Here is a 24,633-nt window from a genome sequence, read left to right as displayed (position 1 = left end):
GGGATGGTCCTGAGTCGGTGTGCATGACCCGGATGCCCGCCCTCACATGCCCCGTTGTCGGTTGACAGGCATGATCCGTAAAAGGGTGGAAAGTCGAAATACCGTACGCCACCGAGGAGGAGGAACCCGTGACCCGCATCGACAGCGTGCGCGCCGCGACCGGTTCGGCGAAGGACAGCGTGCTGCACGCCGCGGAAGTGGTGGCGCCCTACGCCGACACGGCCAAGGACAGGGCCGCACACTACGCACACGAGGCACGCGTACGGCTCGCGCCGAAGGTGTCCCAAGCCGCGGATCAGGCCCGCGTCCAGTACGACGCCCATGTCGCGCCGCGTCTGGAGCTGGCCCGTACGCATGTGCCGCCGAAGGTCGACCAGGCCGCCCATGAGGCTGCCGTCCGCACCCGGCAGGCGGCCCGGCAGGCCGCCGACTATTCCCGGCCGAGGCTGGAGCAGGCGGTGGCTGTGGCCGGACCTGTCAGGGACGAGGCCGCCGCGCGCGGTGCGGCCGCATTGGCTGCGCTGCGCGGTCAGGTCTCGCCGAAGGAGATTCAGAAACTGGCTCGTCGGCATGAGCGTCGGGCGAGGGCCGGGAGTGCGGCGAAGGTGCTGCTGGTGCTCGGTGCTCTCGCGGGCGGTGCTTTCGCTGCCTGGAAGTGGTGGGACAAGCAGGCCAACCCTGACTGGCTGGTCGAGCCGCCTGCTGCGACGGAGGTTCCGGAGTCGAACCGGCTGTCGTCGGTGGACGGCAGTGGTCAGTCCTTGCTCGACCCTGAGGTGCAGGCCAAGGAGGCCGAGGAGGAGGCCGCGCGGCGCGACGACAGCCGGTGACGTGCCGTGGGCCCAACTACGGCGTGGGGCGGGAGACTTGAGGGTCTTCCGCCCCACGGCTGTGTTTCACGTGAAACACGTCTGGCGGCGCAGTCACCTCGCTGACGGCGTCCGTGGCGTCAGCGCCTTTCGGTGCCGGGGGGCTGCCTCGCTCAGCCTGGTGTGCGCTGACTTTTCCGGGTGTCGTGTGCAGGCGGGTCAGGTAGTCGTCGAGGGCGAGGCCGTGCTGGGGGACCGGCAGGCCGAGCGTTTCGCCGAGCAGGGCGACGAACTCGCGCAGTATCGGTGGGTGCGGATGGGCGGCATGGTGCACGGTGCCGAGTGGGATGGCTCGGGTTGCCCGGGCGAGGGTGGCCAGCAGTCGGGCCAGGTCGTCGACCGCCACCAGGGAGAGGAGGGCCCGGCCGTTTTCCGGCAACGCCGGTACCCGCTGCAGGAGTTCGGCAACGTCGGGGACGCCGGCGGTGGTGCTCACCAGGAGGGTTCGGTGGACGCCGGCGCGTTCTGCCTCGACAGCAGGGCGCGGTGCCGTCGACATTGACTGGCAGATGTCCCGCAGGGTGGTCGGTCTCCGGTCAGTGCGCGCAGGGCGGCCGAACGATGAACCCGGTGCCGCCCACGACCAGGATCTTGTCCATGCCCAGATGGAACGCGGTTGGCCGCTTGTGAGGCAGGCAGCCAACGGACCGACAGCAGGAACCAGACCGCTCGCCCTCTTTTTCTTCATGAGGAAATGGCACGAGTCACGTGGTGGACATCACTGTCGCGCAAGCATAGGCAGGTCAGGACGACATCACTCCTCGCGCCACCGCCCTCGGAGAGCCTACGGAAACAGACCGGGTGGTTCGGTGGGGTGACTACAGCGAACGCGCGGCCACCTCGGAGATCCTGCGCCGGGCGAAGGTCACCAAGGGTGCGATGTACTTCCACTTCCCGTCCAAAGAGTCGCCGGCCCAGGCGATCATGGGCAAGCAGACCGGTCTGGTCCCGGTGGAGCACCGGGCAGAAGCAGGGTGAGGTTCTCCCCCAGGTGGTGCCCAGGGAGACCGCGGAGTTCGTCGTCGCCGCGTTCACCGGTGTCCGGTTGGTGTCCGAGGCCATCAACCGGCGAGCCGATCTGCGCGGGCGGGTCGCCGTGATGTGGCGTCACATTCTGCCGTCCGTGGCCCATCCGGCGGCCATCTCGCGCCTGCGCCCGGAGGGCGCCACCGACCCGGCGGCCGCGACGGCGCGGGACGAGGACCGGGCCGAGGCCGACATCGAGGTAGGGGCCGTCACCGGCTGACCAGGGCGCTCGGCGGTCCGCCGCGGCGGGAGGCGGGAGGGGGCCGGCCTCGTGATGTCGGTCGCGGGAGCGAAAAATCCCCTCCGCACTGCGTTTCCGCAGGTCGGAGGGGATCCGGTGTGGAGCCTAGGGGAGTCGAACCCCTGACATCTGCCATGCAAAGACAGCGCTCTACCAACTGAGCTAAGGCCCCGGAAAGGGAGCATCCCCCGGAAGAAGCGCCTACCGGTGGGTGCCGCAGACCAGAGTACCGGGTCACCCCCGGGATCTCGCAAAAAGATTGGGGGTCCCCGTGGACGACCACTCTCCGTAAGATGCTCGGCGTGGTTCGCTACAGCGAACCACAGTACTTGGGGAAGCGATGGGGAGACGCAATGGACGCCGCACAGCAGGAAGCGACCGCAAGAGCGCGGGAACTGCAGCGGAACTGGTACGGGGAGCCGTTGGGGGCGCTCTTCCGTAAGCTCATAGAAGATCTTGGACTCAACCAGGCCCGTCTCGCGGGGGTGCTCGGGCTGTCCGCTCCGATGCTGTCGCAGTTGATGAGCGGCCAGCGGGCGAAGATCGGCAACCCGGCTGTTGTGCAGCGGGTGCAGCTGCTGCAGGACCTGGCGGGGCAGGTCGCGGACGGCAGCGTGAGCGCGGCCGAGGCCACGGAGCGCATGGAAGAGATCAAGAAGTCGCAGGGGGGCTCGGTGCTCAGCAACACCACGACCACGACGAGCAGTTCGGGAGCGCCCACGGTCAAGCGGGTGGTCCGCGAGATCCAGTCGCTGCTGCGCTCGGTGGCCGCTGCGGGCGACATCATCGACGCCGCGGACACTCTCGCCCCCAGTCATCCGGAACTGGCAGAGTTCCTCCGGGTGTACGGCGCCGGCCGCACTTCCGACGCGGTCACGCACTACCAGTCGCACCAGAGCTGAGCCCGTGGCCCGGTCGCCGAAGGGGGTTCGGCAGCCGGGCCGACGGCCGAGGAGAAGCGCGGGGGCTCGTATCACTCATCACACTCGTCGAGGAACGGCGCTGGGGGGAGTCGTATCACCCGTCGAGGGGCAGGCAAGGGGGTAGCCGAAGGGGGAGGAGCGACGCACAGCCATGGGTGAGGTCTTCGCCGGCCGGTACGAACTGGTCGACCCGATCGGGCGCGGAGGAGTCGGCGCTGTCTGGCGTGCCTGGGACCACCGCCGCCGCCGCTATGTGGCCGCCAAGGTGCTGCAGCAGCGCGACGCGCACTCTCTGCTGCGCTTCGTCCGCGAGCAGGCTCTGCGTATCGATCACCCCCATGTGCTGGCGCCCGCCAGCTGGGCCGCCGACGACGACAAGGTCCTGTTCACCATGGACCTCGTCGCCGGCGGCTCGCTGGTTCATCTGGTCGGGGACTACGGCCCCCTGCCCCCGGCCTTCGTGTGCACCTTGCTGGACCAGCTGCTTTCGGGGCTGGCCGCGGTACATGCGGAGGATGTGGTGCACCGCGACATCAAGCCGGCCAATGTCCTGCTGGAAGCCACCGGCACGGGCCGGCCGCGGCTGCGGTTGTCCGACTTCGGCATCGCCATGCGGCTGGGTGAACCGCGTCTGACGGAGACCAATCTCGTGGTGGGGACGCCGGGTTATCTCGCGCCCGAGCAGATGATGGGCGCGGAACCGGACTTTCCCGCCGACCTGTTCGCGGTGGGACTGCTCGCGTTGTATCTGCTGGAGGGCGCCAAGCCGGACGCCAAGGCGCTCATCCAGTACTTCGCGGCGCACGGGACACCCAGCGCGCCCAAGGGCATTCCCGAACCGCTGTGGCAGGTTGTGGCGACGCTGCTGCAGCCCGACCCGCAGGCCCGGTTCCGCACGGCCACAGGGGCGCGCAAGGCGCTCGCCTCCGCCAGGGAGTTGTTGCCGGAACCGGGTCCCGACGACGAGTTGATCGAGATCTTCGACCAACTCGGCCCGCTCCCGCCGGGGTTCGCTCCTTCGGGACCTCTCAAAGCCGCACCGGGGGTCGAGGAGAGGAGGGACGCTGACACTCACGAGACCGGTGTAAGTGAGGTCCCATCGCGGCGAGTTGAGCGGTCTGTTGAGGCAGAGGCGTCCTCCCTCTCGTCCGCGTCGGACGCGGACATGGTCGCGTCCACGGGCGTCACGCCGCTGCCCGATCCGCGCCAGGGCCCCGGGCACCGGCCGGAGCCGTCCGCCTCCACGCAGCCGCCCAGCATGTCGGACACCGGCAGCTTCCATCTGCCGCCCCCGCAGGCCACCGCCTCCTCCGCCCGAACTCCCGCTCCACAGCCGCCAATGCCCCACGCACAGGCGCACCCCCACCAGGGCAGCCAGTACCAGCCCGCCCACGCCTCCCCACACGACCCCACGCATGTACTGCCCTCCCCCCAGTCGCACACGCCGCTGCCCCCGGCCCAGGCCCATGCCCTGACGCCGACGCCGACGCCGTACCAGCGCGCTGATGTCTCTACTGTTTCGTACACCGCCCAGGTCCCCCAGGTTCCACCTCCCGCGCAGGCAATCTCGCAGGAGACGACGCGCCGCAGCCATCGCGCCCGCCCCGCACGTCGTCCCGGACCGCCCGCCAAGGTGGCGATCCCGCTCCTGCTTCTCGCGCTGACCTGCTACGCCGTGGGTTTCTGGGCGCTGACCCGTATCTGAGCAACCGTCTGTCCGAGCAACCGTCCGCCGCCCTCCGACCCGAGGGCCGCAGGACCTCACCGGGCCTCTGCCCCGCGCCGAGGCCGTACGCCGGGCCTACAAGGCTCGTGCTCTCCGCCGGGCCGCGACCGTCCACACCCCGAGCACGACGAGCACGACCGTGCCCGCTCCGATCCCACCCGCGGCGACCGCCTTCATCGTGGCGTGGGCGTCTGCGGTCCCGCCCTGCGCGGCTGCCTGCCGGTCCTGAGCGGTGACCTCGAAGACGTTCCCCGGCACGGACTGCCCCTCGTACGCGGGGCCGTCCTGCGCCGCGCCCTCGACCCCGACGCTCAGCGTCAGCCCGAACGGTCCGTCGCCGAACTTGTCGGCCACTGCTGCGGCGAGGTGCACCACCAGGTAGTACGAACCGGCGAACCGCATTCCGTTCACGCGGTCGGGGATGGCGTAGCGGTTGGTGTAGTCGACGGCAGGCACCGCGGCGAGGGAGGCCGACTTCTGCTTGCCGTCGTAGCCGATGTTCGCGTCCTCGACGTCGGCGCGGACGGGGTTGTAGAGCGTGAGGGCCAGGGCGTCGATGGCGTAGCCGTGGCCGTCGCCGTTCGCTCGGCTCAGTTCGGCCGTGGCGGACGGCTGTTGGCCCCAGCCGACCGGGACCTTGTAGAAGAGCGTCTGCCCGGGCGTGATCTCGGCGCTCCAGACGCCCCGTCCCACGGTGGCCGCCCGGGAGAAGCCCGCGCCGCCCTGGCTCCGCTGGACGGCGCCCGAGACGGGGGTGGGTGAGGCGGAGTTCCACACCTTGGGCGGGCTGGTCGCACCGGCCTGCTTCAGGCGCGGTTCGGTTGTGGTGGTGATCTCCAGGTCCCAGGCGCCGGGCGAGGAGTCGGCCGTACCGGTGCGTTCGACGACGACGTAGTAGGTGCCGGCCCCCTGGCACAGAGGGGCGGCCGGGGAGGTCGTTCGTGCGCCCCAGGCCGTGATGGGGTGCGGGCTCTTGGCGGCGCCGAAGCGGGCGCGCTCGTTGGAACAGGAGTGGTTGTGGGCGTCCTGCACCGACACCCTGATGCCGTCGGTGATGGAGAGCGTGGCGTCCGCGCGAGGGATCGCGGTGACGGACACGTACGCGTTGGACGCGGCGTCGAGATCAAGGCCGTAGTAGACCTTCGCGTTCCTGAGGATGGAGCTGCGGTAGGTCTTGCCGGCTTCCAGGAGCTGGGCGTCCGTGGTTCCCTTCGCTCCGTCCACAGGCTGTGCATCCTCCGCGAAGGCGTAGGAGGAGGCAGCGGTGGAGACGCCGGTGCCGGGGGTTTCGGCTGCCGCCGCGGCGGCGGTCGCCCAGGGTGTCGCAGCTGCCGTGCACAGCACCGCTGCGACGGCCGCCACGCGCGCGCGTGCCGACGGACGCTCGCGCCATGCCCTCGCGCGCCACCACGCCGTACGCCGCCCCATCACGCGCCACCCCTCGTCGTCGTCCTGACCGCTGGACCGTGGCCCATCCTGCCCCGCGAGGGTGCGCCTCATCCGGGCAACACAAAACCCCGACCGCAAGGACGGCCGGGGTCTGTTCAGATTCCGTTGTCGATACTCACGAACCCGTGGGCACGGAGTCAGTCGCCTCCGTCCACAGATCCTGCTCGGCGCGATCCGCCTGGATCTGGCGGTACACGAGGAGCCCGCCGATGGCGGCCAGTGCGACCAGGAGAAGCTTCTTCACCGCGCGACCTCGTCTTTCCTTGACGTAGGGGACCTCTGGCGCCCGACTATACACACCGACCGATACCGATCGGTGACCTGCGTGGACCCTCAACTCCCCTCCGGCAAACCGCAGTAGAACCGGAGGTCACCGCTCCGATCTGAGGGTGATCACACCCCCACGGACGGTTACTTTGCTCCCCATTCTCCTATTTACGAGCCGTTTGCGCCCATCCGGGTGTTGTTCATCTGAACATCGCCGCGCCACGGGCGTCGGTCCACCACTTCGCGGCCCCGATACACATCATGAGGAAAGTACGCAAATCGCCCGACCCGAAAGTGAGGGGCCATGGCCCAGAACCAGGTCATGAAGCTGTGGAACGTCCTCGTCACCGCCTTCCTGGCGCTGTGCACGACGCTCGGACTCATCACGACGACCGCCGCCGCGGCGGTACCGCAGACCGAGGCGACCGGCAACTGCAGCGCGCCGGTGACGATGCCGACGGCATCCCACTGGTCCTGGACCTACGCCAGGGCCCTGCCCCCCACGATGAAGCAGCGCATCCGCGCCGAGGCCCACGGAAAGTCCCCCAGCTGCCGCCACAGCCCGCTCACGGAGATGGAGACGGCCGCGGACCCCTCACAGCCGGCCACTCCCCTACAGCTGTGAGGCACCGCCCCTGCAACCTGGCGTAACGGCGAACTTGCGTACCCGAACCGCCCACGAAGAAGACCCCCAACCTGAATCGGTTGGGGGTCTTCTTCGTGCTGTGGGGCTAACAGGATTTGAACCTGTGGCCTCATCCTTATCAGGTCGATCATTGCGAGCTCTAGCCACTGGATCTTGGCTGCCATGCCGCGCGTGCGTGGTCACCAGGGTTCGCCCTGATCCGCCCTCGTCCGCCGCTGTCGGTGTCAACCGCTGGTGTCAGACACCAGTCGCCCACTCGACAGTCGTCCTGGATAGGGATTGAGGGCGGCACTCAGTCGCCGTCGCCAGCACGACGAGCCTTCGTGAATGCGCCGCCCCGGACCATAAGCACTGCACTGGGTGCGACGAGCCCCAAAGCTACGGTGGAAAGCACCATCGCCGCTCCGGAACAAAAGCCGAGGAGTCCGGGTCCTTCGTCCAGGTCGGGGCGCCGGCCATCGGGGGTCAGTGCCGTGCGGCTGCCGTACGGCGTCGCACCGCGAACAGCACGCCTGCGCCAGCCGTGATCACCACGGCGGCCGATCCGCCGATGAGAGTGGTGTCACTGCCGCCTCCGGTCTCGGCGAGTCCGGTGCCCGCAGCCGGCGAGGACGCGGACGTCGAGGGGACTGGGGACGTAGAGGTCGCAGGTGCGGCGGCCGGAGAGGTCGGCGTCGCGGTGACGGTCGGCGATGCCGAGGGGGCCGGGCCGGTCGGGGTGCTGGAGGGGTGGGAGGAGGTGGCCACGCAGGGGGTGTCCGGGGAGATCGGCAGGTTCGTCAACAGCTCTTCGTGGAAGTTGCCCGCCGTCACGTAGATGTTCCACTGGTAGCCCTGCACCCACGGCACCAGGACCGTCGTGCTCACACCTGCCGCGGTGGGGTGCTCGATGTGCCCGGTGCCGACGGTCTCGCCATCGCTACCAACCGCCATCCGCATCCGAACGGTGATGTCCGCAGGCGTGCCGGAGGGATCCTTGTCCGTGACCGTGATGGCGGCCCGAGCCTCGCCCGTGCTGGTGTCGCATGTCGCCTTCGCGGTGAAGTCGCTGATGCTGCAGGCATAGGCGCTTCCGGAGGCCAGGAGCACGGCAGCCGTCGCGGTCGCAGCGGCAAGGGTGACGGCACGCTTGAATGTCACGGGTCCCTCCCCAGGGAACGTTCCACGAAGGGTGGCCGGATGCGGGCACCCGTTCGCCGCGGGCACACACCCGCGAAAGGCTTCGAGGGGGCCGGAAGCCCGATCGGAGCGGCTCATCATTGCACCCTGGCGATCTGTCAACGGACCTGCCCCCCGGCTGCGAGAGACGGCCCGTCGGCTCCACCACCTGACGCGGCCCCGGCTGTTGGTGTCAGCCGTTGGTGTCAAAAGACCCCCGGACCAATGATCCGGGGGTCTTTTCGCTGGTGGGGCTAACAGGATTTGAACCTGTGGCCTCATCCTTATCAGGGATGCGCTCTAACCAACTGAGCTATAGCCCCGCCGCGCTCTGCGGTGTGTGTCCCGCGCGCTGACCCCTGAAGATTAGCGCACGACGTGGGCAGTCCCAAAATCGGTTGTCTCGGGACCGGTGGCAGAGGCCAGAACCCGGCTGCGGTCGGAACCGGTGGCAACGGTCAGCACCAGTGGCAACGGTCAGAACCGGTGATCGAGGTCAGTGCCGACGGCAGAGGCCAGATCCCGGCAGAGGTCAGAACCGGTGGTCAAGGTAAGAACCGGATGGCAGAGGTCAGAACCGATGGCAAAGGTTTGAAGCAACGCTCACGGTCAATGTCACTCGTCCTCGGCGAGGGTCAGCTCGATGCCGCCCACGAAGCCCGCGGAGAGGTTGTAGATGAACGCGCCGAGGGTCGCGAGAGCCGTCGCGAGGACGACGTCGATGACCGCGATGATCGACGTGAACGTCAGGACGTGCGGGAGCGACAGGAACGACTGCAGGTCAAAGCCGTTCGACTCGTTGGATCCGGTGGCTTCCGAGATCGTGCCGCCGACCGTCGAGAAGACGCCCATAGCGTCCATGACCATCCACAGCACCGCGGACGCGACGATCGTGCAGATGCCCAGCGCGATGGAGAGCAGGAAGCTCACCTTCATGACCGACCACGGATCGGCCTTCGCCACGCGCAGACGTGCCTTGCGGATACGGGGCGTGGTGCGCGCGCCGGTGCGCGGCCGCCGTACGGCACCGGTCGGTGAGTGGGTGGGCGCCTGTGCCTGGTTCTGGTAGGCCTGCGGCGGGTGGTAGGGCCCGGCCGGCTGCTGCGGCTGCCGCTCACCGGGGAGCGGAGAGGCCGCCTGCGGCGGTGCGGGCTGGGCCGGAGGCTGCTGCGGCTGCGGCTGGGCGGCCGGAGCCGCCCCGGCCTTCTGCTGCTGCGTCTGCGGGCCTCGGGCTTCCGTCACAGTTCCCCCCTGGGATCCATGAGTCTTGGACGAGGGCGAGTCGGTCTCGGCTGCGTCGATCTTGCGCAGTTGGGTCGTGTGCGGATCCGTCGCACGCGCGGCGGAGCCACGGCCGCCTCCGTCCGATTCCGTACCCGTGGGGGTAGCGGCCGATCCGGCGCCCGTGGCTCCGCTCACGATGACTCACTCCTCGTGCTACTCGTCCGAGGGCGCCTCACCCTCGTCCGTGCCGGTGGTCGCGGCACCTTCGGCGGTCTCGTCGACGGCCACATCGCCGTCGACCTCCTCCGCCTCGCGTCCCGCCTCGGCGTTACGAGCGATACCGACGACGGCATCGCGCTTGCCCAGGTTGATCAGTTGGACGCCCATGGTGTCACGGCCCGTCTCCCTGACCTCGTTGACTCGCGTACGAATCACACCGCCCGACAGCGTGATGGCGAGGATCTCGTCGGTCTCCTCGACCACCAGCGCGCCGACCAGCGAACCGCGGTCCTCCACGATCTTGGCGGCCTTGATACCGAGGCCGCCGCGACCCTGGACGCGGTACTCGTCGACGGCAGTCCGCTTCGCGTACCCACCGTCCGTAGCAGTGAACACGAACGTACCGGGTCGAACAACATTCATCGACAGAAGTTCATCGCCCTCACGGAAACTCATGCCCTTGACACCGGAGGTGGCACGGCCCATGGGCCGCAGGCTCTCGTCCGTGGCAGTGAACCTGATCGACTGCGCCTTCTTGCTGATCAGAAGCAGATCGTCATCGGGCGAAACGAGTTCGGCTCCGATCAGTTCGTCGTCCGAACCGTCCTCCGTCTCCCGGAGGTTGATCGCGATCACACCGCCGGAGCGGGGTGAATCGTAATCCTTCAGCGGCGTCTTCTTGACCAGGCCGCCCTTGGTGGCGAGGACCAGGTACGGCGCCGCCTCGTAGTCGCGGATCGCGAGGATCTCGGCGATCGCCTCGTCCGGCTGGAAGGCGAGCAGGTTCGCGACGTGCTGGCCGCGCGCCTCACGGCCGGCGTCCGGAAGCTCGTAGGCCTTCGCGCGGTAGACGCGGCCCTTGTTGGTGAAGAACAGCAGCCAGTGGTGCGTGGTCGACACGAAGAAGTGGTCGACGATGTCGTCCTGCTTCAGCTTCGTGCCGCGTACGCCCTTGCCGCCCCGCTTCTGCGAGCGGTAGTCCTCCGTCTTGGTGCGCTTGATGTAGCCGCCGCGCGTGATGGTGACGACGATGTCCTCTTCGGCGATCAGGTCCTCGATGGACATGTCACCGTCGAAGGGCACCAGCATCGTCTTGCGGTCGTCGCCGTACTTCTCGACGATCGCGGCGAGTTCCTCGCTGACGATGCCGCGCTGGCGGACCGGGGAGGCGAGGATCTCGTTGTACTCGGTGATCTTCGCCTGGAGCTCGTCGTGCTCCTGGATGATCTTCCGGCGCTCCAGGGCGGCCAGTCGGCGCAGCTGCATCTCGAGGATGGCGTTCGCCTGGATCTCGTCGATCTCCAGGAGCTCCATCAGGCCCGTGCGCGCGATGTCGACGGTGTCGCTGCGCCGGATCAGCGCGATGACCTCGTCGATGGCGTCCAGGGCCTTCAGCAGGCCGCGCAGGATGTGCGCCCGCTCCTCGGCCTTGCGCAGGCGGAAGCGCGTACGGCGGACGACGACCTCGATCTGGTGCGTCACCCAGTGGCGGATGAACGCGTCCAGGGAGAGCGTGCGCGGGACGCCGTCGACCAGCGCCAGCATGTTGGCGCCGAAGTTCGTCTGCAGGTCCGTGTGCTTGTACAGGTTGTTCAGGACGACCTTGGCGACCGCGTCACGCTTGAGGACGATGACGAGACGCTGACCGGTACGGGAGCTGGTCTCGTCGCGGACGTCCGCGATGCCGCCGATCTTGCCGTCCTTCACCAGGTCGGCGATCTTCTGCGCGAGGTTGTCGGGGTTGGTCTGGTACGGCAGCTCCGTGACCACCAGGCACTGGCGGTTCTGGATCTCCTCGACCTCGACGACCGCGCGCATGGTGATGGAGCCACGGCCGGTGCGGTAGGCCTCCTCGATGCCCTTGCGGCCGACGACGAGCGCGCCGGTCGGGAAGTCGGGGCCCTTGATGCGCTCCATGAGCGCGTCCAGCAGCTCCTCGTGGGAGACGTCGGGGTTCTCCAGGTACCACTGGGCACCGGCCGCGACCTCGCGCAGGTTGTGCGGCGGGATGTTGGTCGCCATGCCGACCGCGATACCGGCCGAGCCGTTGATCAGCAGGTTCGGGAAGCGGGCCGGCAGGACGGTCGGCTCCTGGGAGCGGCCGTCGTAGTTGTCCGTGAAGTCGACGGTCTCCTCGTCGATGTCACGGACCATCTCCATCGACAGCGGCGCCATCTTGCACTCGGTGTAGCGCATGGCCGCCGCCGGGTCGTTGCCCGGAGAGCCGAAGTTGCCGTTGGAGTCCACCAGCGGCATCCGCATCGACCACGGCTGCGCGAGGCGGACCAGCGCGTCGTAGATCGAGGAGTCGCCGTGCGGGTGGTAGTTGCCCATGACGTCGCCGACGACGCGGGCGCACTTGTAGAAGCCGCGCTCGGGGCGGTATCCGCCGTCGTACATGGCGTACAGGACGCGGCGATGGACGGGCTTGAGGCCGTCCCGGACGTCCGGCAGCGCTCGCGAGACGATGACGGACATCGCGTAGTCGAGGTACGAGCGCTGCATCTCCGTCTCGAGCCCCACGGGCTCGACACGCATCGCGAGTTCGCCGCCCTCTTCAGGGGTGACGGGAGTGTTCTCGTCGGCCATTGCTGGTGAAGATCCTTCCTGGTGCGGTCAGCTGAGACCGACTCAGATGTCGAGGAAGCGGACGTCCTTGGCGTTGCGCTGGATGAACTGGCGGCGCGCCTCCACGTCCTCGCCCATCAGGACCGAGAACAGGTCGTCGGCCTGCGCGGCGTCGTCCAGGGTGACCTGGCCGAGGACCCGGTGCTCCTGGTCCATCGTGGTCACGCGCAGTTCCTCGGCGTTCATCTCGCCGAGACCCTTGAAGCGCTGGATCGAGTCCTCACGGACGCGCTTGCCGCGCTGACGGCCCATCTCGATCAGCGCGTCACGCTCGCGGTCCGAGTAGGCGTACTCCACGTCGTCACGGCCCCACTTGATCTTGTACAGCGGGGGACGGGACAGGTACACGTGCCCGGCCTCGACCAGAGGCCGCATGAAGCGGAACAGGAAGGTCAGCAGCAGGGTGCTGATGTGCTGGCCGTCGACGTCGGCGTCCGCCATCAGGATGATCTTGTGATAGCGGAGCTTCTCGATGTCGAAGTCCTCGTGCACGCCCGTGCCGAAGGCCGAGATCAGCGCCTGGATCTCCTGGTTCTGCAGGATCTTGTCGATCCGCGCCTTCTCGACGTTGAGGATCTTTCCTCGGATCGGGAGGATCGCCTGGTACTGCGGGTTGCGGCCGGACTTGGCCGAGCCGCCGGCGGAGTCACCCTCGACGATGAAGATCTCGCACTTGGTGGGGTCGTTCGACTGGCAGTCGGAGAGCTTGCCCGGCAGGGACGCCGACTCCAGCAGGCCCTTACGACGCGTCAGGTCACGGGCCTTGCGGGCCGCCACGCGCGCGGTGGCCGCCTGGATGCCCTTGCGGATGATGTCCGCGGCCTCGTTCGGGTTGCGGTCCAGCCAGTCGTTGAGGTGCTCGTAGACCGCCTTCTGGACGAAGGTCTTCGCCTCCGTGTTGCCCAGCTTGGTCTTGGTCTGGCCCTCGAACTGCGGCTCGCTCAGCTTCACCGAGATGATCGCGGTCAGACCCTCGCGGATGTCGTCACCCGTGAGGTTGTCGTCCTTCTCGCGCAGCAGCTTCTTGTCGCGCGCGTACTTGTTGATCAGGTTGGTGAGCGCCGCGCGGAAGCCCTCTTCGTGCGTACCGCCCTCGTGCGTGTGGATGATGTTGGCGAAGGAGTACACGCCCTCGCTGTAACCGCTGTTCCACTGCATCGCGACTTCGAGGGAGAGGCTCTTCTCCTTGTCCTCCGCCTCGAGGTCGATCACCGTCGGGTGCACCACGTCTCCCTTGCGGGAGTTGAGGTACTTCACGAAGTCGACGATGCCGCCCTCGTAGTGGTACGTGACGTGCTTGACCTCGGCGGTCTCGTCGGCACCCGCCTCGTCCGCCCCGGAGGTGGCCTTCGCCGACTCGCGCTCATCAGTGAGTTTGATCGTCAAACCCTTGTTGAGGAACGCCATCTCCTGGAAGCGCCGCGAGAGCGTCTCGAAGGAGTAGTCGGTGGTCTCGAAGATGTCGGCGTCGGCCCAGAAGGTGACCGACGTGCCCGTCTCCTCGATGGCCTCGTGCTTGGCCAGCGGCGCCGTGGGGACGCCCATCTTGTAGTCCTGCGTCCAACGGTGACCGTCGGTCCTGACCTCGACCGCGACCTTCGAGGACAGCGCGTTCACGACGGAGACGCCGACGCCGTGCAGACCACCGGAGACCGCGTAGCCGCCACCGCCGAACTTGCCGCCCGCGTGCAGAACGGTCAGCACGACCTCGAGCGCCGGCTTCCCCTCGGAGGGCACGATGCCCACCGGGATGCCGCGGCCGTTGTCGACGACGCGGACGCCGCCGTCGGCGAGGATCGTCACGTCGATGGTGTCCGCGTGGCCGGCCAGTGCCTCGTCGACGGAGTTGTCGACGACCTCGTACACGAGGTGGTGCAGCCCTCGCTCACCGGTCGAGCCGATGTACATACCGGGGCGCTTGCGGACCGCGTCCAGGCCCTCGAGGACGGTGATGGCGCTGGCGTCGTACGAGGCGGTGACCTCGCCGTTCGACGAGGTCACCGCGCCGTTCTCGCCGGCGTCGGTGGACGGGATGTTCTCGTTGGGGTTGCCGGAATCGGCCACGAAGCGCCCTTTCTGGCACAGCACGAGCCAGGCTCTGGGGGGACCCCTCCGGGGGAGGGTTGCCGGAGCGGCTGCGGCATGTTGCGTTGGTAAGCCTTGTTCAGCGTTGCTCAGCTTTTCCCGGACGTCCCCACGACTGGGGCGGGATTGGCTTCCAGTCTACCGGTAGCGCCGACAGTGATGGGGGTTTGCCGGTACCTGAGTCCTCATGTGGCGCCCTGAACCGGCGTCTGCCGGGTCCCCATATACGGAGCAGGGCTCCAAGAGGCTCACGGAGGCACTCAGCGCTTCCGACTGTCAACCCTTGGCTACTTGGGAGTCAGGTCGCAATTCGCAACCGTGTGCGGCGGTACGACGCAGAGGCCGCCGAGGCCACGACCGGACCGCCGACGACCTGCAGATGTGAGGTCTGTCACCCATACGTGTCGCCGGGCCCCGTGCTGCCAGGGGCACGCAAGGGTCCGTAGCGACGGGCGGGACCGCCGGGACCGTTCACCTTGATCATCTTCACCGCGCCATGCCCGAGGTCCTCGTTGAGACGGGCCACGAGCGTCGGGGCGAGCAGGCGCAGATTCGTCGCCCAGGCCGTCGAATCGCAGCGCACCACCAGGACGCGCTCGTCCTCGTCGTACTTCTCCGGCACACAGTGCTTGGCCACGTCCTCGCCCACGATCTGCGGCCAGCGGCCCATCACCCCGCCCACGGCCGCCGGGGTCTCCCAACCCCGCTCGGTGATGAGCCGGTTGATCGCAGCACCGAGCGCCATCGGGTCGCGCCCGTCTGCGCGCGCGCCGGAGCGCAGTCCACCGCGCCGCGCCTGCTTCTTCTGCTGCGCCGCGTCCCCACGCGCGCGTGCCTGCTCCTTCGCCGCCCTCAGCGCCACGCGCGCGAGGTCGACGCCGGACGGCTCGGGGGCCTTCTTGGGCGCGGGCTCTTGGTCCGTCATGCGCGCTCCACCGTCCCGTCCGACACGGAATACCGCGTCCCGGTCAGTACGTGCGGTACGTCGTCGTCCACCGCGGCCGTCACCAGCACCTGCTCACCCGGCGCGACCAGCTCCGCCAGGCGCTCCCGGCGACGGGTGTCGAGCTCCGCGAAGACATCGTCGAGGACGAGCACCGGCTCATTCCCCTCGGCCCGCAGCAGGTCGTACGAGGCAAGGCGCAACGCCAGCGCATACGACCAGGACTCCCCGTGGGAGGCGTACCCCTTGGCGGGCAGCTGACCGAGTTTGAGAAGCAGATCGTCCCGATGGGGTCCTACGAGGGTGACGCCCCGCTCGATCTCCTGCTTGCGCGCCTCGGCGAGCGCCCCCATCAGCTGCTCGTAGAGATCGTCGCGGGTATGGGCCTCACCGGGCGCGGACGGCTTGTACTCCAGGCCGACCGGGCCGCCCCCCGGCGCCAGCTGCTCGTACGCCTTGTCGGCCAGCGGCTGGATCGCCTCGACCAGGTCCAGGCGCTGGGCGAGCAACTCGGCACCCACGCGCGCGAGATGCTGGTCCCAGACGTCGAGCGTGGACAGGTCCATGGAACGGCCGCCGTGCCGACGGGCCAGCGCGGCCGACTTCAGGAGCGTGTTGCGCTGCTTCAGGACCCGCTCGTAGTCGGAGCGCACGCCGGCCATCCGCGGGGAACGAGCGGTGATCAGCTCGTCCAGGAAACGACGCCGCTCACCGGGGTCCCCCTTGACCAGGGAAAGGTCCTCGGGCGCGAACAGGACAGTCCGTACGATGCCCAGCACATCACGCGGCCTGACCTGCGAGGACCTGTTGATGCGGGCACGGTTGGCCCTGCCGGGGTTCAGCTCCAGCTCGACCAGCTGCTGCCGCTCGCCCTGTTTGACCTGCGCCCGGATGACCGCGCGGTCGGCGCCCATGCGCACCAGAGGGGCGTCGGAGGCCACCCGATGACTGCCCAGGGTGGCGAGATATCCGACGGCCTCGACGAGGTTCGTCTTGCCCTGCCCGTTCGGGCCGACGAAAGCGGTGACGCCCGGGTCCAGCGGAACCTCGACCCGGGCGTACGAGCGGAAGTCGGCCAGCGACAGGTGCGTGACGTGCATGGTCGGTCGCCGACCTCCCCCAGGTTGCGGGCTGCCTTTTCAACAGCCCTGTGGATTACTTCTTCTCGACCGCGTGGCCGCCGAACTGGTTCCGCAGCGCCGCGATCATCTTCATCTGCGGAGAGTCCTCCTGACGCGACGCGAACCGCGCGAAGAGGGAGGCCGTGATCGCGGGCAGCGGCACGGCGTTGTCGATGGCGGCTTCCACAGTCCAGCGTCCCTCGCCGGAGTCCTGTGCAAAACCTTTCAGCCTGTCCAGGTGCTCGTCCTCGTCGAGGGCGTTCACCGCGAGGTCCAGCAGCCAGGAACGGATGACCGTGCCCTCCTGCCAGGAACGGAAGACCTCGCGCACATCCGTGACCGAGTCGACCTTCTCCAGCAGCTCCCAGCCCTCGGCGTAGGCCTGCATCATCGCGTACTCGATGCCGTTGTGGACCATCTTCGCGAAGTGGCCCGCGCCGACCTTGCCGGCGTGCACCGAGCCGAACTTCCCCTCGGGCTTCAGCGCGTCGAAGACCGGCTGCACCTTGGCGACGTTCTCCACGTCGCCGCCGTACATCAGCGCATAGCCGTTCTCCAGGCCCCAGACCCCGCCGGAGACACCGCAGTCGACGAAGCCGATGCCCTTGGCCGCCAGCTCCTCGGCGTGCTTCTCGTCGTCCGTCCAGCGGGAGTTGCCGCCGTCCACGACGACGTCTCCCGGCTCCAGGAGCTCGGCCAGCTCGTCGATCGTCGACTGGGTGGCGGCACCGGCCGGGACCATCACCCAGACCACGCGGGGCCCGCTGAGTTTGCCCACAAGCTCTTCCAGGCTGTGGACATCGGCGAGGTCCGGGTTGCGGTCGAATCCGATCACGGTGTGGCCTGCGCGGCGTATCCGCTCGCGCATGTTGCCGCCCATCTTGCCGAGGCCGACGAGACCGAGCTCCATCAGTTGTTCCTTAGGTTGCTGTGTGGCGTGTGGGGCACATTCGTACCTGCGTCCGAGCCTAAACCCGGACGCTCGCGCACACCTGTGGGCATACCCGCTCATAAGTACGCCCCTACCTGCGGATTCTCTGAGGGGAGAGATCAGCCGCTGAGCCGCACAGGCATGATCAGGTACTTGTAGGCCTCGTCCGCCTCGGCATCCAGCGCCGGCTTGCCGCTGAGCAGCGCGGGCTTGGTGGACGTCGTGAACGACAGCTGAGCCACCGGCGAGTCGATGGCGCTCAGGCCGTCCAGCAGGAACGTCGGGTTGAAGGCGATCGAGATGTCGTCGCCCTCGAGCTGCGCGTCCACGCGCTCCACAGCCTGTGCATCGTCGCTGGAGCCGGCCTCCAGGATCAGCACGCCCTGCTCGAAGCTCAGCCGCACCGGGGTGTTGCGCTCGGCGACCAGGGCCACACGCTTGACGGCCTCCACGAAGGGGGCGGTCTCGATGACGGCGACGGTGTTGAACTCCGTCGGGAACAGCGTGCGGTACTTCGGGAGGTCGCCCTCGAGGAGGCGGGTGGTGGTGCGCCGCCCGGCGCCCTCGAAACCGATCAGCCCCTCGCCCGCGCCGGAGCCGGACAGCGCCAGGATCACGCTGTCGCCGCTCGTGAGGGCCTTGGCGGTGTCCAGGAGCGTCTTGGCGGGCACCAGGGCGACCGCGGAGGCCTCGGGGTTCTCCGGCTTCCATAGGAACTCGCGGACCGCGAAACGGTAGCGGTCGGTGGAGGCCAGGGTGACGGTGTCGCCCTCGATCTCGATGCGCACACCGGTGAGGACGGGCAGCGTGTCGTCACGGCCGGCCGCGATGGCCACCTGGGCGGCAGCGGAGGCGAAGACCTCACCGGGGACGGTGCCCGTGGCGTTCGGCATCTGCGGCAGCGCCGGGTACTCCTCCACAGGCAGGGTGTGGAGTGTGAACCGCGAGGACCCACAGACCACGGTCGCCCGTACACCGTCTGTGGAAATCTCCACCGGGCGGTTGGGGAGGGCACGGCAGATGTCGGCGAGCAGCCGGCCGGAGACGAGGACGGTGCCCTCCTCCTCGACCTCCGCCTCCACGGACACACGCGCGGAGACCTCGTAGTCGAAGCTGGAGAGGCTGAGAGCGCCGTCCTCGGCCTTCAGCAGGAGGCCGGCGAGGACAGGCGCCGGCGGACGGGCCGGGAGGCTGCGCGCCGCCCAGGCAACTGCCTCCGCGAGTACGTCGCGTTCCACCCGGATCTTCACTGTTGCCGCCTCCTGCTGTTGCCGGCGCTTCTCGCCCTGCCTGGCTTCGTCGTCTGTCTCGGTGTCGTCGGTCCCTGCGGTGGGAAGGACACCGGGGACAGTCTGACGCACGGCACTGACAGTAGGTGCCTCTCGGGGTCAAGTCGTGACGAGGGGCAGCCGGAGGCCGGACGGCAAGTTGTGCACAGGACCCCCTTCGAAACGAACTTCTCGCTCTCTCTAGTCGGGAGTAGTAGTAGGGGCTGTGGAAACCGTGGATAACCCTGTTTTCCCAGCTCAGAGGCGAGATTTTGTCCACGGGCCCTGTGGGCGGAGACGGTGGACAACTTTGCAGGTCTGTGGAGAACGGAAAGTTCTGCACACTCCGTGCACAGCCTGAGGTGAGTTCTCCCCAGCGCCGTCCCCAGCTTTACCCACGTTGCCCACAGCCCAACCCGGCACCTTTGTGTGACGCCTTTCACTCGACGCGGTGATCAGGCGCGTCACGTTGCCGAACAGTGGACAGCGATGTGGAGAACGTGGTGTTCGCTGGGGACAATCGGGCTCAGCCTGTGGGTTGTCGGTGGACAACTTCGTGCACAGCTTGTGGATCGGTTGTCTGTCCACAGTCTGTGGAGATCCTCCATCCACGGATCCACAGCCACTTGACCTGCCTGAATGGTCCTTCAACGGGGCCCCTGTGGACCGAGCTCTGGACAACTTGGCAGTCCCCAGGATGTGGACGGCAGAAAGTCCTCGAATCTGTGGAGAGTGGCCGTAACTCGGCGAGTAATCGAACACCGGGCATCCCCGGGACGAAGAAGGGCGCCCCGGGAGCTTGTCCCGGGGCGCCCTCGACGAGGTGCGTGTGTGGCTGTCAGCCGTTCTTGATGCGGTTCGTCAGCTCGGTCACCTGGTTGTAGATGGAGCGTCGCTCGGCCATCAGATTGCGGATCTTGCGGTCGGCGTGCATCACCGTGGTGTGGTCGCGGCCGCCGAAGAGCGCGCCGATCTTCGGCAGGGAGAGGTCCGTCAGCTCCCGGCACAGGTACATGGCGATCTGGCGGGCCGTCACGAGCGCTCGGCCGCGTGAGGTGCCGCACAGGTCCTCGACGGTGAGGCCGAAGTAGTCGGCGGTCGCGCTCATGATGGCGGTCGAGGTGATCTCGGGCGCCGAGTCCTCGCCGCCGGGGATCAGGTCCTTGAGGACGATCTCGGTGAGGCCCAGGTCCACCGGCTGCCGGTTGAGCGAGGCGAACGCCGTCACGCGGATCAGCGCGCCCTCCAGCTCGCGGATGTTGCGCGAGATGCGGGAGGCGATGAACTCCAGTACCTCCGGCGGGGCGTTGAGCTGTTCCTGGACCGCCTTCTTGCGGAGGATCGCGATGCGGGTCTCCAGCTCGGGCGGCTGGACATCGGTGATCAGGCCCCACTCGAAACGGTTCCGCAGCCGGTCCTCCAGCGTCACCAGCTGCTTGGGTGGCCGGTCGCTGGAGAGCACGATCTGCTTGTTGGCGTTGTGGAGCGTGTTGAAGGTGTGGAAGAACTCCTCCTGGGTCGACTCCTTGTCCGCGAGGAACTGGATGTCGTCGACGAGCAGGATGTCCATCTCGCGGTAGCGCTTGCGGAAGCTGTCGCCCTTGCCGTCGCGGATGGAGTTGATGAACTCGTTGGTGAACTCCTCCGAGCTCACGTACCGCACACGTGTACCCGGGTAGAGGCTTCGCGCGTAGTGCCCGATGGCGTGCAGCAGGTGTGTCTTGCCGAGCCCTGACTCCCCGTAGATGAACAGGGGGTTGTACGCCTTTGCCGGTGCCTCGGCGACGGCGACCGCGGCCGCGTGTGCGAAGCGGTTGGAGGCGCCGATGACGAACGTGTCGAAGAGGTACTTCGGGTTCAGGCGCGCGGTGGGCTCACCGGGGCCGGTGGCCGGCGCGGGCTTCGCGGCCAGCGGACCGGGGGCGCCGCTGGAGGCGGGCAGCGAGGAGCCGACGGGGCCGCCGCGGTGGACGTGCCCGGAGCCGGGCGGCTGCTCGGGCAGTTCCCGGCGGGCGTCACGCTGGTCGTAATCGGGTCGGGGCTGGTCGTAGTCCGGGCGCGGCTGGTCGTAGTCGGGTCGCTGCGCCTCGTACGGCGGGCGTTCCATCGACTGCGGGCGGTAGTCCTGGGAGGGCGGGGCGTACGCGTCCTGTGCCGGGGAGCCGTAGGAGTCCTGGGGCGGCGAGGCGTACGGGTCCCGCTCGGGGAAGCCGAGGCGCTGCTGCTGCCAGCTGTACTCGTCCTGTGACGGGCGCGGCCAGGCGCCGGGCTCGGGGCGCTGGTACTCCGAGGGGTAGGCAGGGCGGGCCGTGGGGAGCTGGTCGCCCTGGTCGCCGGGGGGGTGCTCGGGGCGGTTCGCCCGGCGGTCGTCGGCGCGGTGGCGGCCGTAGCCGTCGTACTGGCCGGAGGGGAGCTCGGGCTCCTCGTAGCGCGGCTGGGGGCGGGCCGGTGGCGCCGGCGGGGCGGGGGGTTCGCCCGCGGAGTCGTCGACGGTGATCGCGATGCGGATCGGGCGGCCGCACTCGCGGCTCAGCGTCTCGCTGACGATCGGGGCGAGGCGGCCCTCGAGCACGCCTTTCGCGAACTCGTTCGGTACGGCGAGCAGTGCGGTGTCGGCGACCAGCGCGAGTGGCTGGCAGCGCCGGATCCAGTGCTCGTCCTTGGTCTCTACGCCCTGTCCGCGGCCCTCACCGAGAAGTTGCTCCAATACTCGTGGCCACACTGCGGCAAGATCGGCAGGTACGTCAGCCACAGGGCACGCTCTCTCACGGGTCCCACGAACGTGTGATTGTGGGACGGGTCGGGATTCAAATGGGGTGGGGCAGGTACAAGGGAACGAATCGGAGTTCAGCCACGGTAGTCAGGGCGGCGGGTGCGGTTCAAGTTGTTGTCCCCAGGCTGTGGATAGTGTCTCCCAGTGACCGCTGGTTTGACCGGATGGCGTAGCCCCGCGTACCGTAACCAGGTCGAGTTGTCGATGGCTGCTGCCGCCTGCCTCCGATGGGCACAGATCGCGTCAGGTGATCGGGAAGCGGTGCAATCGGGCGTAACTGCGAGCTACTCGTGGGCGCACGGTGACAGCCAGGGCGGCACCCGCCACCACCGATTGATTTCTGGAGCCCCCGAGTGAGCAAGCGCACCTTCCAGCCGAACAACCGTCGTCGCGCCAAGACCCACGGCTTCCGCCTGCGGATGCGTACCCGTGCCGGTCGCGCGATTCTGGCGAACCGCCGCAGCAAGGGTCGCGCCAGCCTGTCCGCCTGATCCCGGTCAGGTCATGCCGTCGTGCTGCCCACCGAGAACCGGCTGAGGCGGCGCGAGGACTTCGCGACCGCGGTACGACGAGGGCGCCGGGCCGGACGCCCGTCCCTCGTCGTCCATCTTCGTAGCGGTGCCACGGACCCGCACGCGCCTGGGGAGAGCGCTCCCCCGACGCGTGCGGGTTTCGTCGTGAGCAAAGCCGTGGGCGGTGCGGTGGTGCGCAACAAGGTCAAGCGCAGACTGCGCCACCTGATGCGCGACCGAGTCGTCCTGTTGCCCCCCGGTAGCCTGGTAGTCGTACGAGCGTTGCCCGGTGCGGGTGACGCCGACCATGCACAACTGGCCCGAGACCTGGATGCCGCCATCGAGCGGCTGCTGGGAGGGGGCGCGCGATGAAGTACCCGCTGCTGGCTCTGATCAAGCTGTACCAGTGGACGATCAGTCCGCTGCTCGGGCCGGTGTGCAAGTACTACCCGTCGTGTTCCCACTACGGCTACACGGCCATCGACCGGCATGGTGCGATCAAGGGCACTGCGCTCACCGCATGGCGCATCCTGCGGTGCAATCCGTGGTCGCTGGGCGGTGTGGATCATGTCCCGCCGCGCAAGCGTCCGCGGTGGCACGAAATGCTGCGTGGCGCCTGGCGTGCACGCAAGGGCGGGCCCTCCGCCGGCGAACCGGCCACCGAGGAGAATCTTCCTTCGAGCCCGGCCGCAGAGACCTCGTCCCATGCCCAAGGAGCATGATTAGTGGACACGATTGCCAGCCTCTTCAGCTTCATCACGACACCCGTTTCATGGGTCATCGTCCAGTTCCACTCGGTGTACGGGAAGATCTTCGGTCCCGACACGGGGTGGGCCTGGGGCCTGTCCATCGTGTCCCTGGTGATTCTGATCCGTATCTGCCTGATCCCGCTCTTCGTGAAGCAGATCAAGGCGACCCGGGCGATGCAGACACTGCAGCCCGAGATGAAGAAGATCCAGGAGCGCTACAAGAGCGACAAGCAGCGCCAGTCCGAAGAGATGATGAAGCTGTACAAGGAGACGGGCACCAACCCGCTCTCCTCGTGCCTTCCCATCCTGGCGCAGTCGCCGTTCTTCTTCGCCCTGTATCACGTGCTCAACGGCATCGCGACGGGCTCGACGATCGGTGTCATCAACGACTCGCTGCTCGCCAGTGCCCGTAAGGCGCACATCTTCGGTGCCCCTCTGGCGGCGAAGTTCACCGACAGCTCGGCGAAGGTGGAGTCGCTCGGCGCCTCCCTCACCGACGTCCGTGTGGTCACCGCGATCATGATCGTCCTGATGTCGGCGTCGCAGTTCTACACGCAGCGCCAGCTGATGACGAAGAACGTCGACACCACGGTGAAGACGCCGTTCATGCAGCAGCAGAAGATGCTGATGTACGTCTTCCCGGTCATGTTCGCCGTCTTCGGCATCAACTTCCCGGTCGGTGTCCTCGTCTACTGGCTGACCACCAACGTGTGGACCATGGGCCAGCAGATGTACGTCATCCACAACAACCCGACCCCGGGCTCCAAGGCCCAGGCCGCCTACCTGGAGCGCCTGGCCAAGCACGTCACGCACCACGGCAAGACCCGCAAGCGGAGCGAGAAGACCATCGTCAAGGCGATCGTCGCCAAGGGCCGTGACCGCAACGAGTTCGAGCGCAAGTTCATCAACGCCCTCAACAAGGCGGGTCTCGTTGCCCAGACCGACGGCACCGTGATGAAGAGCGAGAGTGCCGCCGCCGCCCAGTCCGAGGACGGCACGGCGACCACCGGTGGCGCCGCCGCTCCCAAGCGCCAGCAGCCCAAGCGGCAGAGCAAGGCCCAGCGCCAGTCCGGCAGTGCGAAGGCGGCCGGTGACTCCGAGCCGAAGACGTCGCTGAGCAAGTCGGACGAGCCGGAGGACGCCGAGCCCTCCGCCGCTGCGAAGAAGGCCGAGCCGAAGCCCGGCGGCGGTACCCGCAGCAAGGCCCAGTCCGGGCAGCGCAAGGGTCCGCAGCGCCCCAAGTCCCCGTCCAAGAAGTAAGAAGGAGCCCATCCCGTGACGGAAGGCACCACCTCCGCCGCTGCCGAGGGTGCAGACACCCTCACCCGCCTGGAGCAGGAGGGCGAGATCGCGGCGGATTACCTCGAGGGTCTGCTGGACATCGCCGATCTCGACGGCGACATCGACATGGACGTCGAGGCCGACCGCGCCGCTGTCTCGATCATCAGCGACGCGGGCAGCCGAGACCTGCAGAAGCTGGTCGGCCGTGACGGTGAGGTGCTGGAGGCGCTGCAGGAACTCACGCGCCTGGCCGTGCACCGGGAGACCGGGGACCGCAGCCGGCTGATGCTGGACATCGGCGGCTACCGCGCAAAGAAGCGCGCCGAGCTTTCCGAGCTGGGTGCGAAGGCGGCCGCCGAGGTCAGGAGCACCGGCGAGCCTGTGAAGATGAAGCCGATGACGCCGTTCGAGCGCAAGGTCGTGCACGACGCCGTCAAGGCTGCGGGCCTGCGCAGCGAGTCCGAGGGCGAGGAGCCGCAGCGCTTCGTCGTTGTGCTCCCGGCCTGATCGGTCCGTACGTTCCTCCGGCCCCGTCTGTCGCGCAGGCGGGGCCGAGCTTTGTCAGCCTGATAGTTCTGGTGGTCACGGCGCTCG

The 24,633-nt window shown here is 68.2% G+C and carries 23 protein-coding genes and 2 tRNA genes; 11 read left to right on the top strand and 14 right to left on the bottom strand.

Annotated features, from left to right (window positions below; all coding sequences use genetic code 11):
* Positions 1–128: 128 nt before the first annotated feature.
* Positions 129–830 (top strand): DUF5324 family protein, encoded by a 702-nt coding sequence (locus ACWDAG_RS15775; protein WP_450696147.1) that lies wholly within the window; start codon positions 129–131, stop codon positions 828–830.
* Between the two features lie 16 nt (positions 831–846).
* Here ACWDAG_RS15775 and ACWDAG_RS15770 read toward each other — a convergent pair whose 3' ends face one another.
* Entirely contained in the window at positions 847–1,305 is a 459-nt protein-coding gene (locus ACWDAG_RS15770) for a hypothetical protein (RefSeq protein WP_450696146.1), read from the bottom strand.
* A gap of 365 nt (positions 1,306–1,670) precedes the next feature.
* Here ACWDAG_RS15770 and ACWDAG_RS15765 point away from each other — a divergent pair, with 365 nt between their 5' ends.
* Positions 1,671–1,847, top strand: a complete 177-nt coding sequence (locus ACWDAG_RS15765; protein ID WP_450696145.1) for a TetR family transcriptional regulator — start codon at positions 1,671–1,673, stop codon at positions 1,845–1,847.
* 16 nt (positions 1,848–1,863) lie between these two features.
* The gene (locus ACWDAG_RS15760) at positions 1,864–2,115 is read left to right on the top strand and encodes a hypothetical protein (protein WP_450696144.1); all 252 of its coding nucleotides are present in this window, start codon (positions 1,864–1,866) and stop codon (positions 2,113–2,115) included.
* A gap of 120 nt (positions 2,116–2,235) precedes the next feature.
* On the opposite strand, the gene ACWDAG_RS15755 is transcribed toward ACWDAG_RS15760, so the two are convergent.
* Positions 2,236–2,308: transfer RNA gene (locus ACWDAG_RS15755), tRNA-Ala, on the bottom strand.
* Positions 2,309–2,489: 181 nt separating this feature from the next.
* Between ACWDAG_RS15755 and ACWDAG_RS15750 the strand changes: the two genes are divergently transcribed.
* Positions 2,490–3,038: a helix-turn-helix domain-containing protein gene (locus tag ACWDAG_RS15750; protein ID WP_030938997.1), complete on the top strand. Its 549-nt coding sequence runs from the start codon at positions 2,490–2,492 to the stop codon at positions 3,036–3,038.
* A 172-nt stretch (positions 3,039–3,210) separates the two neighbouring features.
* Entirely contained in the window at positions 3,211–4,764 is a 1,554-nt protein-coding gene (locus ACWDAG_RS15745; protein ID WP_450696143.1) for a protein kinase domain-containing protein, read from the top strand.
* 96 nt (positions 4,765–4,860) lie between these two features.
* Here the strand turns inward: ACWDAG_RS15745 and ACWDAG_RS15740 are convergent, their stop codons facing one another.
* Entirely contained in the window at positions 4,861–6,285 is a 1,425-nt protein-coding gene (locus ACWDAG_RS15740; protein ID WP_450696142.1) for a hypothetical protein, read from the bottom strand.
* 64 nt (positions 6,286–6,349) lie between these two features.
* Positions 6,350–6,478, bottom strand: coding sequence for a DLW-39 family protein (locus tag ACWDAG_RS15735; protein WP_003999697.1), 129 nt, complete (start codon positions 6,476–6,478; stop codon positions 6,350–6,352).
* Between the two features lie 327 nt (positions 6,479–6,805).
* Here ACWDAG_RS15735 and ACWDAG_RS15730 point away from each other — a divergent pair, with 327 nt between their 5' ends.
* Positions 6,806–7,126 carry a DUF6344 domain-containing protein gene (locus ACWDAG_RS15730; protein ID WP_450696141.1) on the top strand — a complete coding sequence of 107 codons (321 nt, stop codon included), beginning with the start codon at positions 6,806–6,808 and terminating at the stop codon, positions 7,124–7,126.
* 486 nt (positions 7,127–7,612) lie between these two features.
* On the opposite strand, the gene ACWDAG_RS15725 is transcribed toward ACWDAG_RS15730, so the two are convergent.
* The 10 genes from ACWDAG_RS15725 to dnaA form a co-directional block, all read right to left on the bottom strand.
* The gene (locus tag ACWDAG_RS15725) at positions 7,613–8,287 is read right to left on the bottom strand and encodes an LAETG motif-containing sortase-dependent surface protein (protein ID WP_450696140.1); all 675 of its coding nucleotides are present in this window, start codon (positions 8,285–8,287) and stop codon (positions 7,613–7,615) included.
* Positions 8,288–8,551: 264 nt separating this feature from the next.
* A tRNA-Ile gene (locus ACWDAG_RS15720) sits at positions 8,552–8,628 on the bottom strand.
* Between the two features lie 292 nt (positions 8,629–8,920).
* The gene (locus tag ACWDAG_RS15715) at positions 8,921–9,724 is read right to left on the bottom strand and encodes a DUF3566 domain-containing protein (protein ID WP_450696139.1); all 804 of its coding nucleotides are present in this window, start codon (positions 9,722–9,724) and stop codon (positions 8,921–8,923) included.
* 18 nt (positions 9,725–9,742) lie between these two features.
* Positions 9,743–12,337, bottom strand: coding sequence for a DNA gyrase subunit A (gene gyrA, locus ACWDAG_RS15710; RefSeq protein WP_450696138.1), 2,595 nt, complete (start codon positions 12,335–12,337; stop codon positions 9,743–9,745).
* A 42-nt stretch (positions 12,338–12,379) separates the two neighbouring features.
* Complete coding sequence (gyrB, locus tag ACWDAG_RS15705) at positions 12,380–14,440, bottom strand: DNA topoisomerase (ATP-hydrolyzing) subunit B (protein WP_450696137.1); 2,061 nt, start codon at positions 14,438–14,440, stop codon at positions 12,380–12,382.
* 412 nt (positions 14,441–14,852) lie between these two features.
* Positions 14,853–15,386: a DUF721 domain-containing protein gene (locus tag ACWDAG_RS15700; protein WP_450696136.1), complete on the bottom strand. Its 534-nt coding sequence runs from the start codon at positions 15,384–15,386 to the stop codon at positions 14,853–14,855.
* Positions 15,383–16,504 carry a DNA replication/repair protein RecF gene (gene recF, locus ACWDAG_RS15695; RefSeq protein WP_450696135.1) on the bottom strand — a complete coding sequence of 374 codons (1,122 nt, stop codon included), beginning with the start codon at positions 16,502–16,504 and terminating at the stop codon, positions 15,383–15,385. Before recF ends, ACWDAG_RS15700 begins: the two co-directional genes overlap by 4 nt.
* Before the next feature lie 55 nt (positions 16,505–16,559).
* A complete protein-coding gene (gene gnd, locus ACWDAG_RS15690; protein WP_450696134.1) occupies positions 16,560–17,435 on the bottom strand; it encodes a phosphogluconate dehydrogenase (NAD(+)-dependent, decarboxylating) in 876 nt (291 codons plus the stop codon).
* 140 nt (positions 17,436–17,575) lie between these two features.
* Entirely contained in the window at positions 17,576–18,706 is a 1,131-nt protein-coding gene (gene dnaN, locus ACWDAG_RS15685) for a DNA polymerase III subunit beta (RefSeq protein ID WP_450696328.1), read from the bottom strand.
* Positions 18,707–19,562: 856 nt separating this feature from the next.
* On the bottom strand, positions 19,563–21,476 hold the full coding sequence (gene dnaA / locus ACWDAG_RS15680; protein WP_450696133.1) for a chromosomal replication initiator protein DnaA: 1,914 nt from the start codon (positions 21,474–21,476) through the stop codon (positions 19,563–19,565).
* A gap of 374 nt (positions 21,477–21,850) precedes the next feature.
* Between dnaA and rpmH the strand changes: the two genes are divergently transcribed.
* Genes rpmH through ACWDAG_RS15655 form a run of 5 tightly spaced genes read left to right on the top strand, consistent with a single transcriptional unit; the run spans position 21,851 to position 24,546 of the window.
* The gene (gene rpmH, locus ACWDAG_RS15675; RefSeq protein ID WP_005482975.1) at positions 21,851–21,988 is read left to right on the top strand and encodes a 50S ribosomal protein L34; all 138 of its coding nucleotides are present in this window, start codon (positions 21,851–21,853) and stop codon (positions 21,986–21,988) included.
* Between the two features lie 21 nt (positions 21,989–22,009).
* Positions 22,010–22,381 (top strand): ribonuclease P protein component, encoded by a 372-nt coding sequence (rnpA, locus tag ACWDAG_RS15670; RefSeq protein WP_351473067.1) that lies wholly within the window; start codon positions 22,010–22,012, stop codon positions 22,379–22,381.
* Entirely contained in the window at positions 22,378–22,731 is a 354-nt protein-coding gene (gene yidD, locus ACWDAG_RS15665; protein WP_266957591.1) for a membrane protein insertion efficiency factor YidD, read from the top strand. The genes rnpA and yidD overlap by 4 nt, the downstream gene beginning before the upstream one ends.
* Positions 22,732–22,734: 3 nt before the next feature.
* Positions 22,735–24,018 carry a membrane protein insertase YidC gene (gene yidC, locus ACWDAG_RS15660; protein WP_450696132.1) on the top strand — a complete coding sequence of 428 codons (1,284 nt, stop codon included), beginning with the start codon at positions 22,735–22,737 and terminating at the stop codon, positions 24,016–24,018.
* 15 nt (positions 24,019–24,033) lie between these two features.
* Positions 24,034–24,546 carry a R3H domain-containing nucleic acid-binding protein gene (locus tag ACWDAG_RS15655; RefSeq protein WP_266957587.1) on the top strand — a complete coding sequence of 171 codons (513 nt, stop codon included), beginning with the start codon at positions 24,034–24,036 and terminating at the stop codon, positions 24,544–24,546.
* Positions 24,547–24,633 lie beyond the last annotated feature (87 nt).

It is taken from the genome of Streptomyces sp. NPDC001157, assembly GCF_053598255.1.
Note: the sequence above shows the minus strand (reverse complement) of the source record. Positions and strands in the feature narration are given on the sequence as shown.

What these genes read in the sequence shown, in the direction of transcription:
- yidD (WP_266957591.1), top strand. Translation starts at nt 22,378, where the DNA reads ATGAAGTACCCGCTGCTGGCTCTGATCAAGCTGTACCAGTGGACGATC.
- recF (WP_450696135.1), bottom strand. Translation starts at nt 16,504, where the DNA reads ATGCACGTCACGCACCTGTCGCTGGCCGACTTCCGCTCGTACGCCCGG.
- ACWDAG_RS15740 (WP_450696142.1), bottom strand. Translation starts at nt 6,285, where the DNA reads ATGAGGCGCACCCTCGCGGGGCAGGATGGGCCACGGTCCAGCGGTCAG.
- ACWDAG_RS15745 (WP_450696143.1), top strand. Translation starts at nt 3,211, where the DNA reads ATGGGTGAGGTCTTCGCCGGCCGGTACGAACTGGTCGACCCGATCGGG.
- gnd (WP_450696134.1), bottom strand. Translation starts at nt 17,435, where the DNA reads ATGGAGCTCGGTCTCGTCGGCCTCGGCAAGATGGGCGGCAACATGCGC.
- gyrA (WP_450696138.1), bottom strand. Translation starts at nt 12,337, where the DNA reads ATGGCCGACGAGAACACTCCCGTCACCCCTGAAGAGGGCGGCGAACTC.
- ACWDAG_RS15730 (WP_450696141.1), top strand. Translation starts at nt 6,806, where the DNA reads ATGGCCCAGAACCAGGTCATGAAGCTGTGGAACGTCCTCGTCACCGCC.
- ACWDAG_RS15750 (WP_030938997.1), top strand. Translation starts at nt 2,490, where the DNA reads ATGGACGCCGCACAGCAGGAAGCGACCGCAAGAGCGCGGGAACTGCAG.
- ACWDAG_RS15700 (WP_450696136.1), bottom strand. Translation starts at nt 15,386, where the DNA reads ATGACGGACCAAGAGCCCGCGCCCAAGAAGGCCCCCGAGCCGTCCGGC.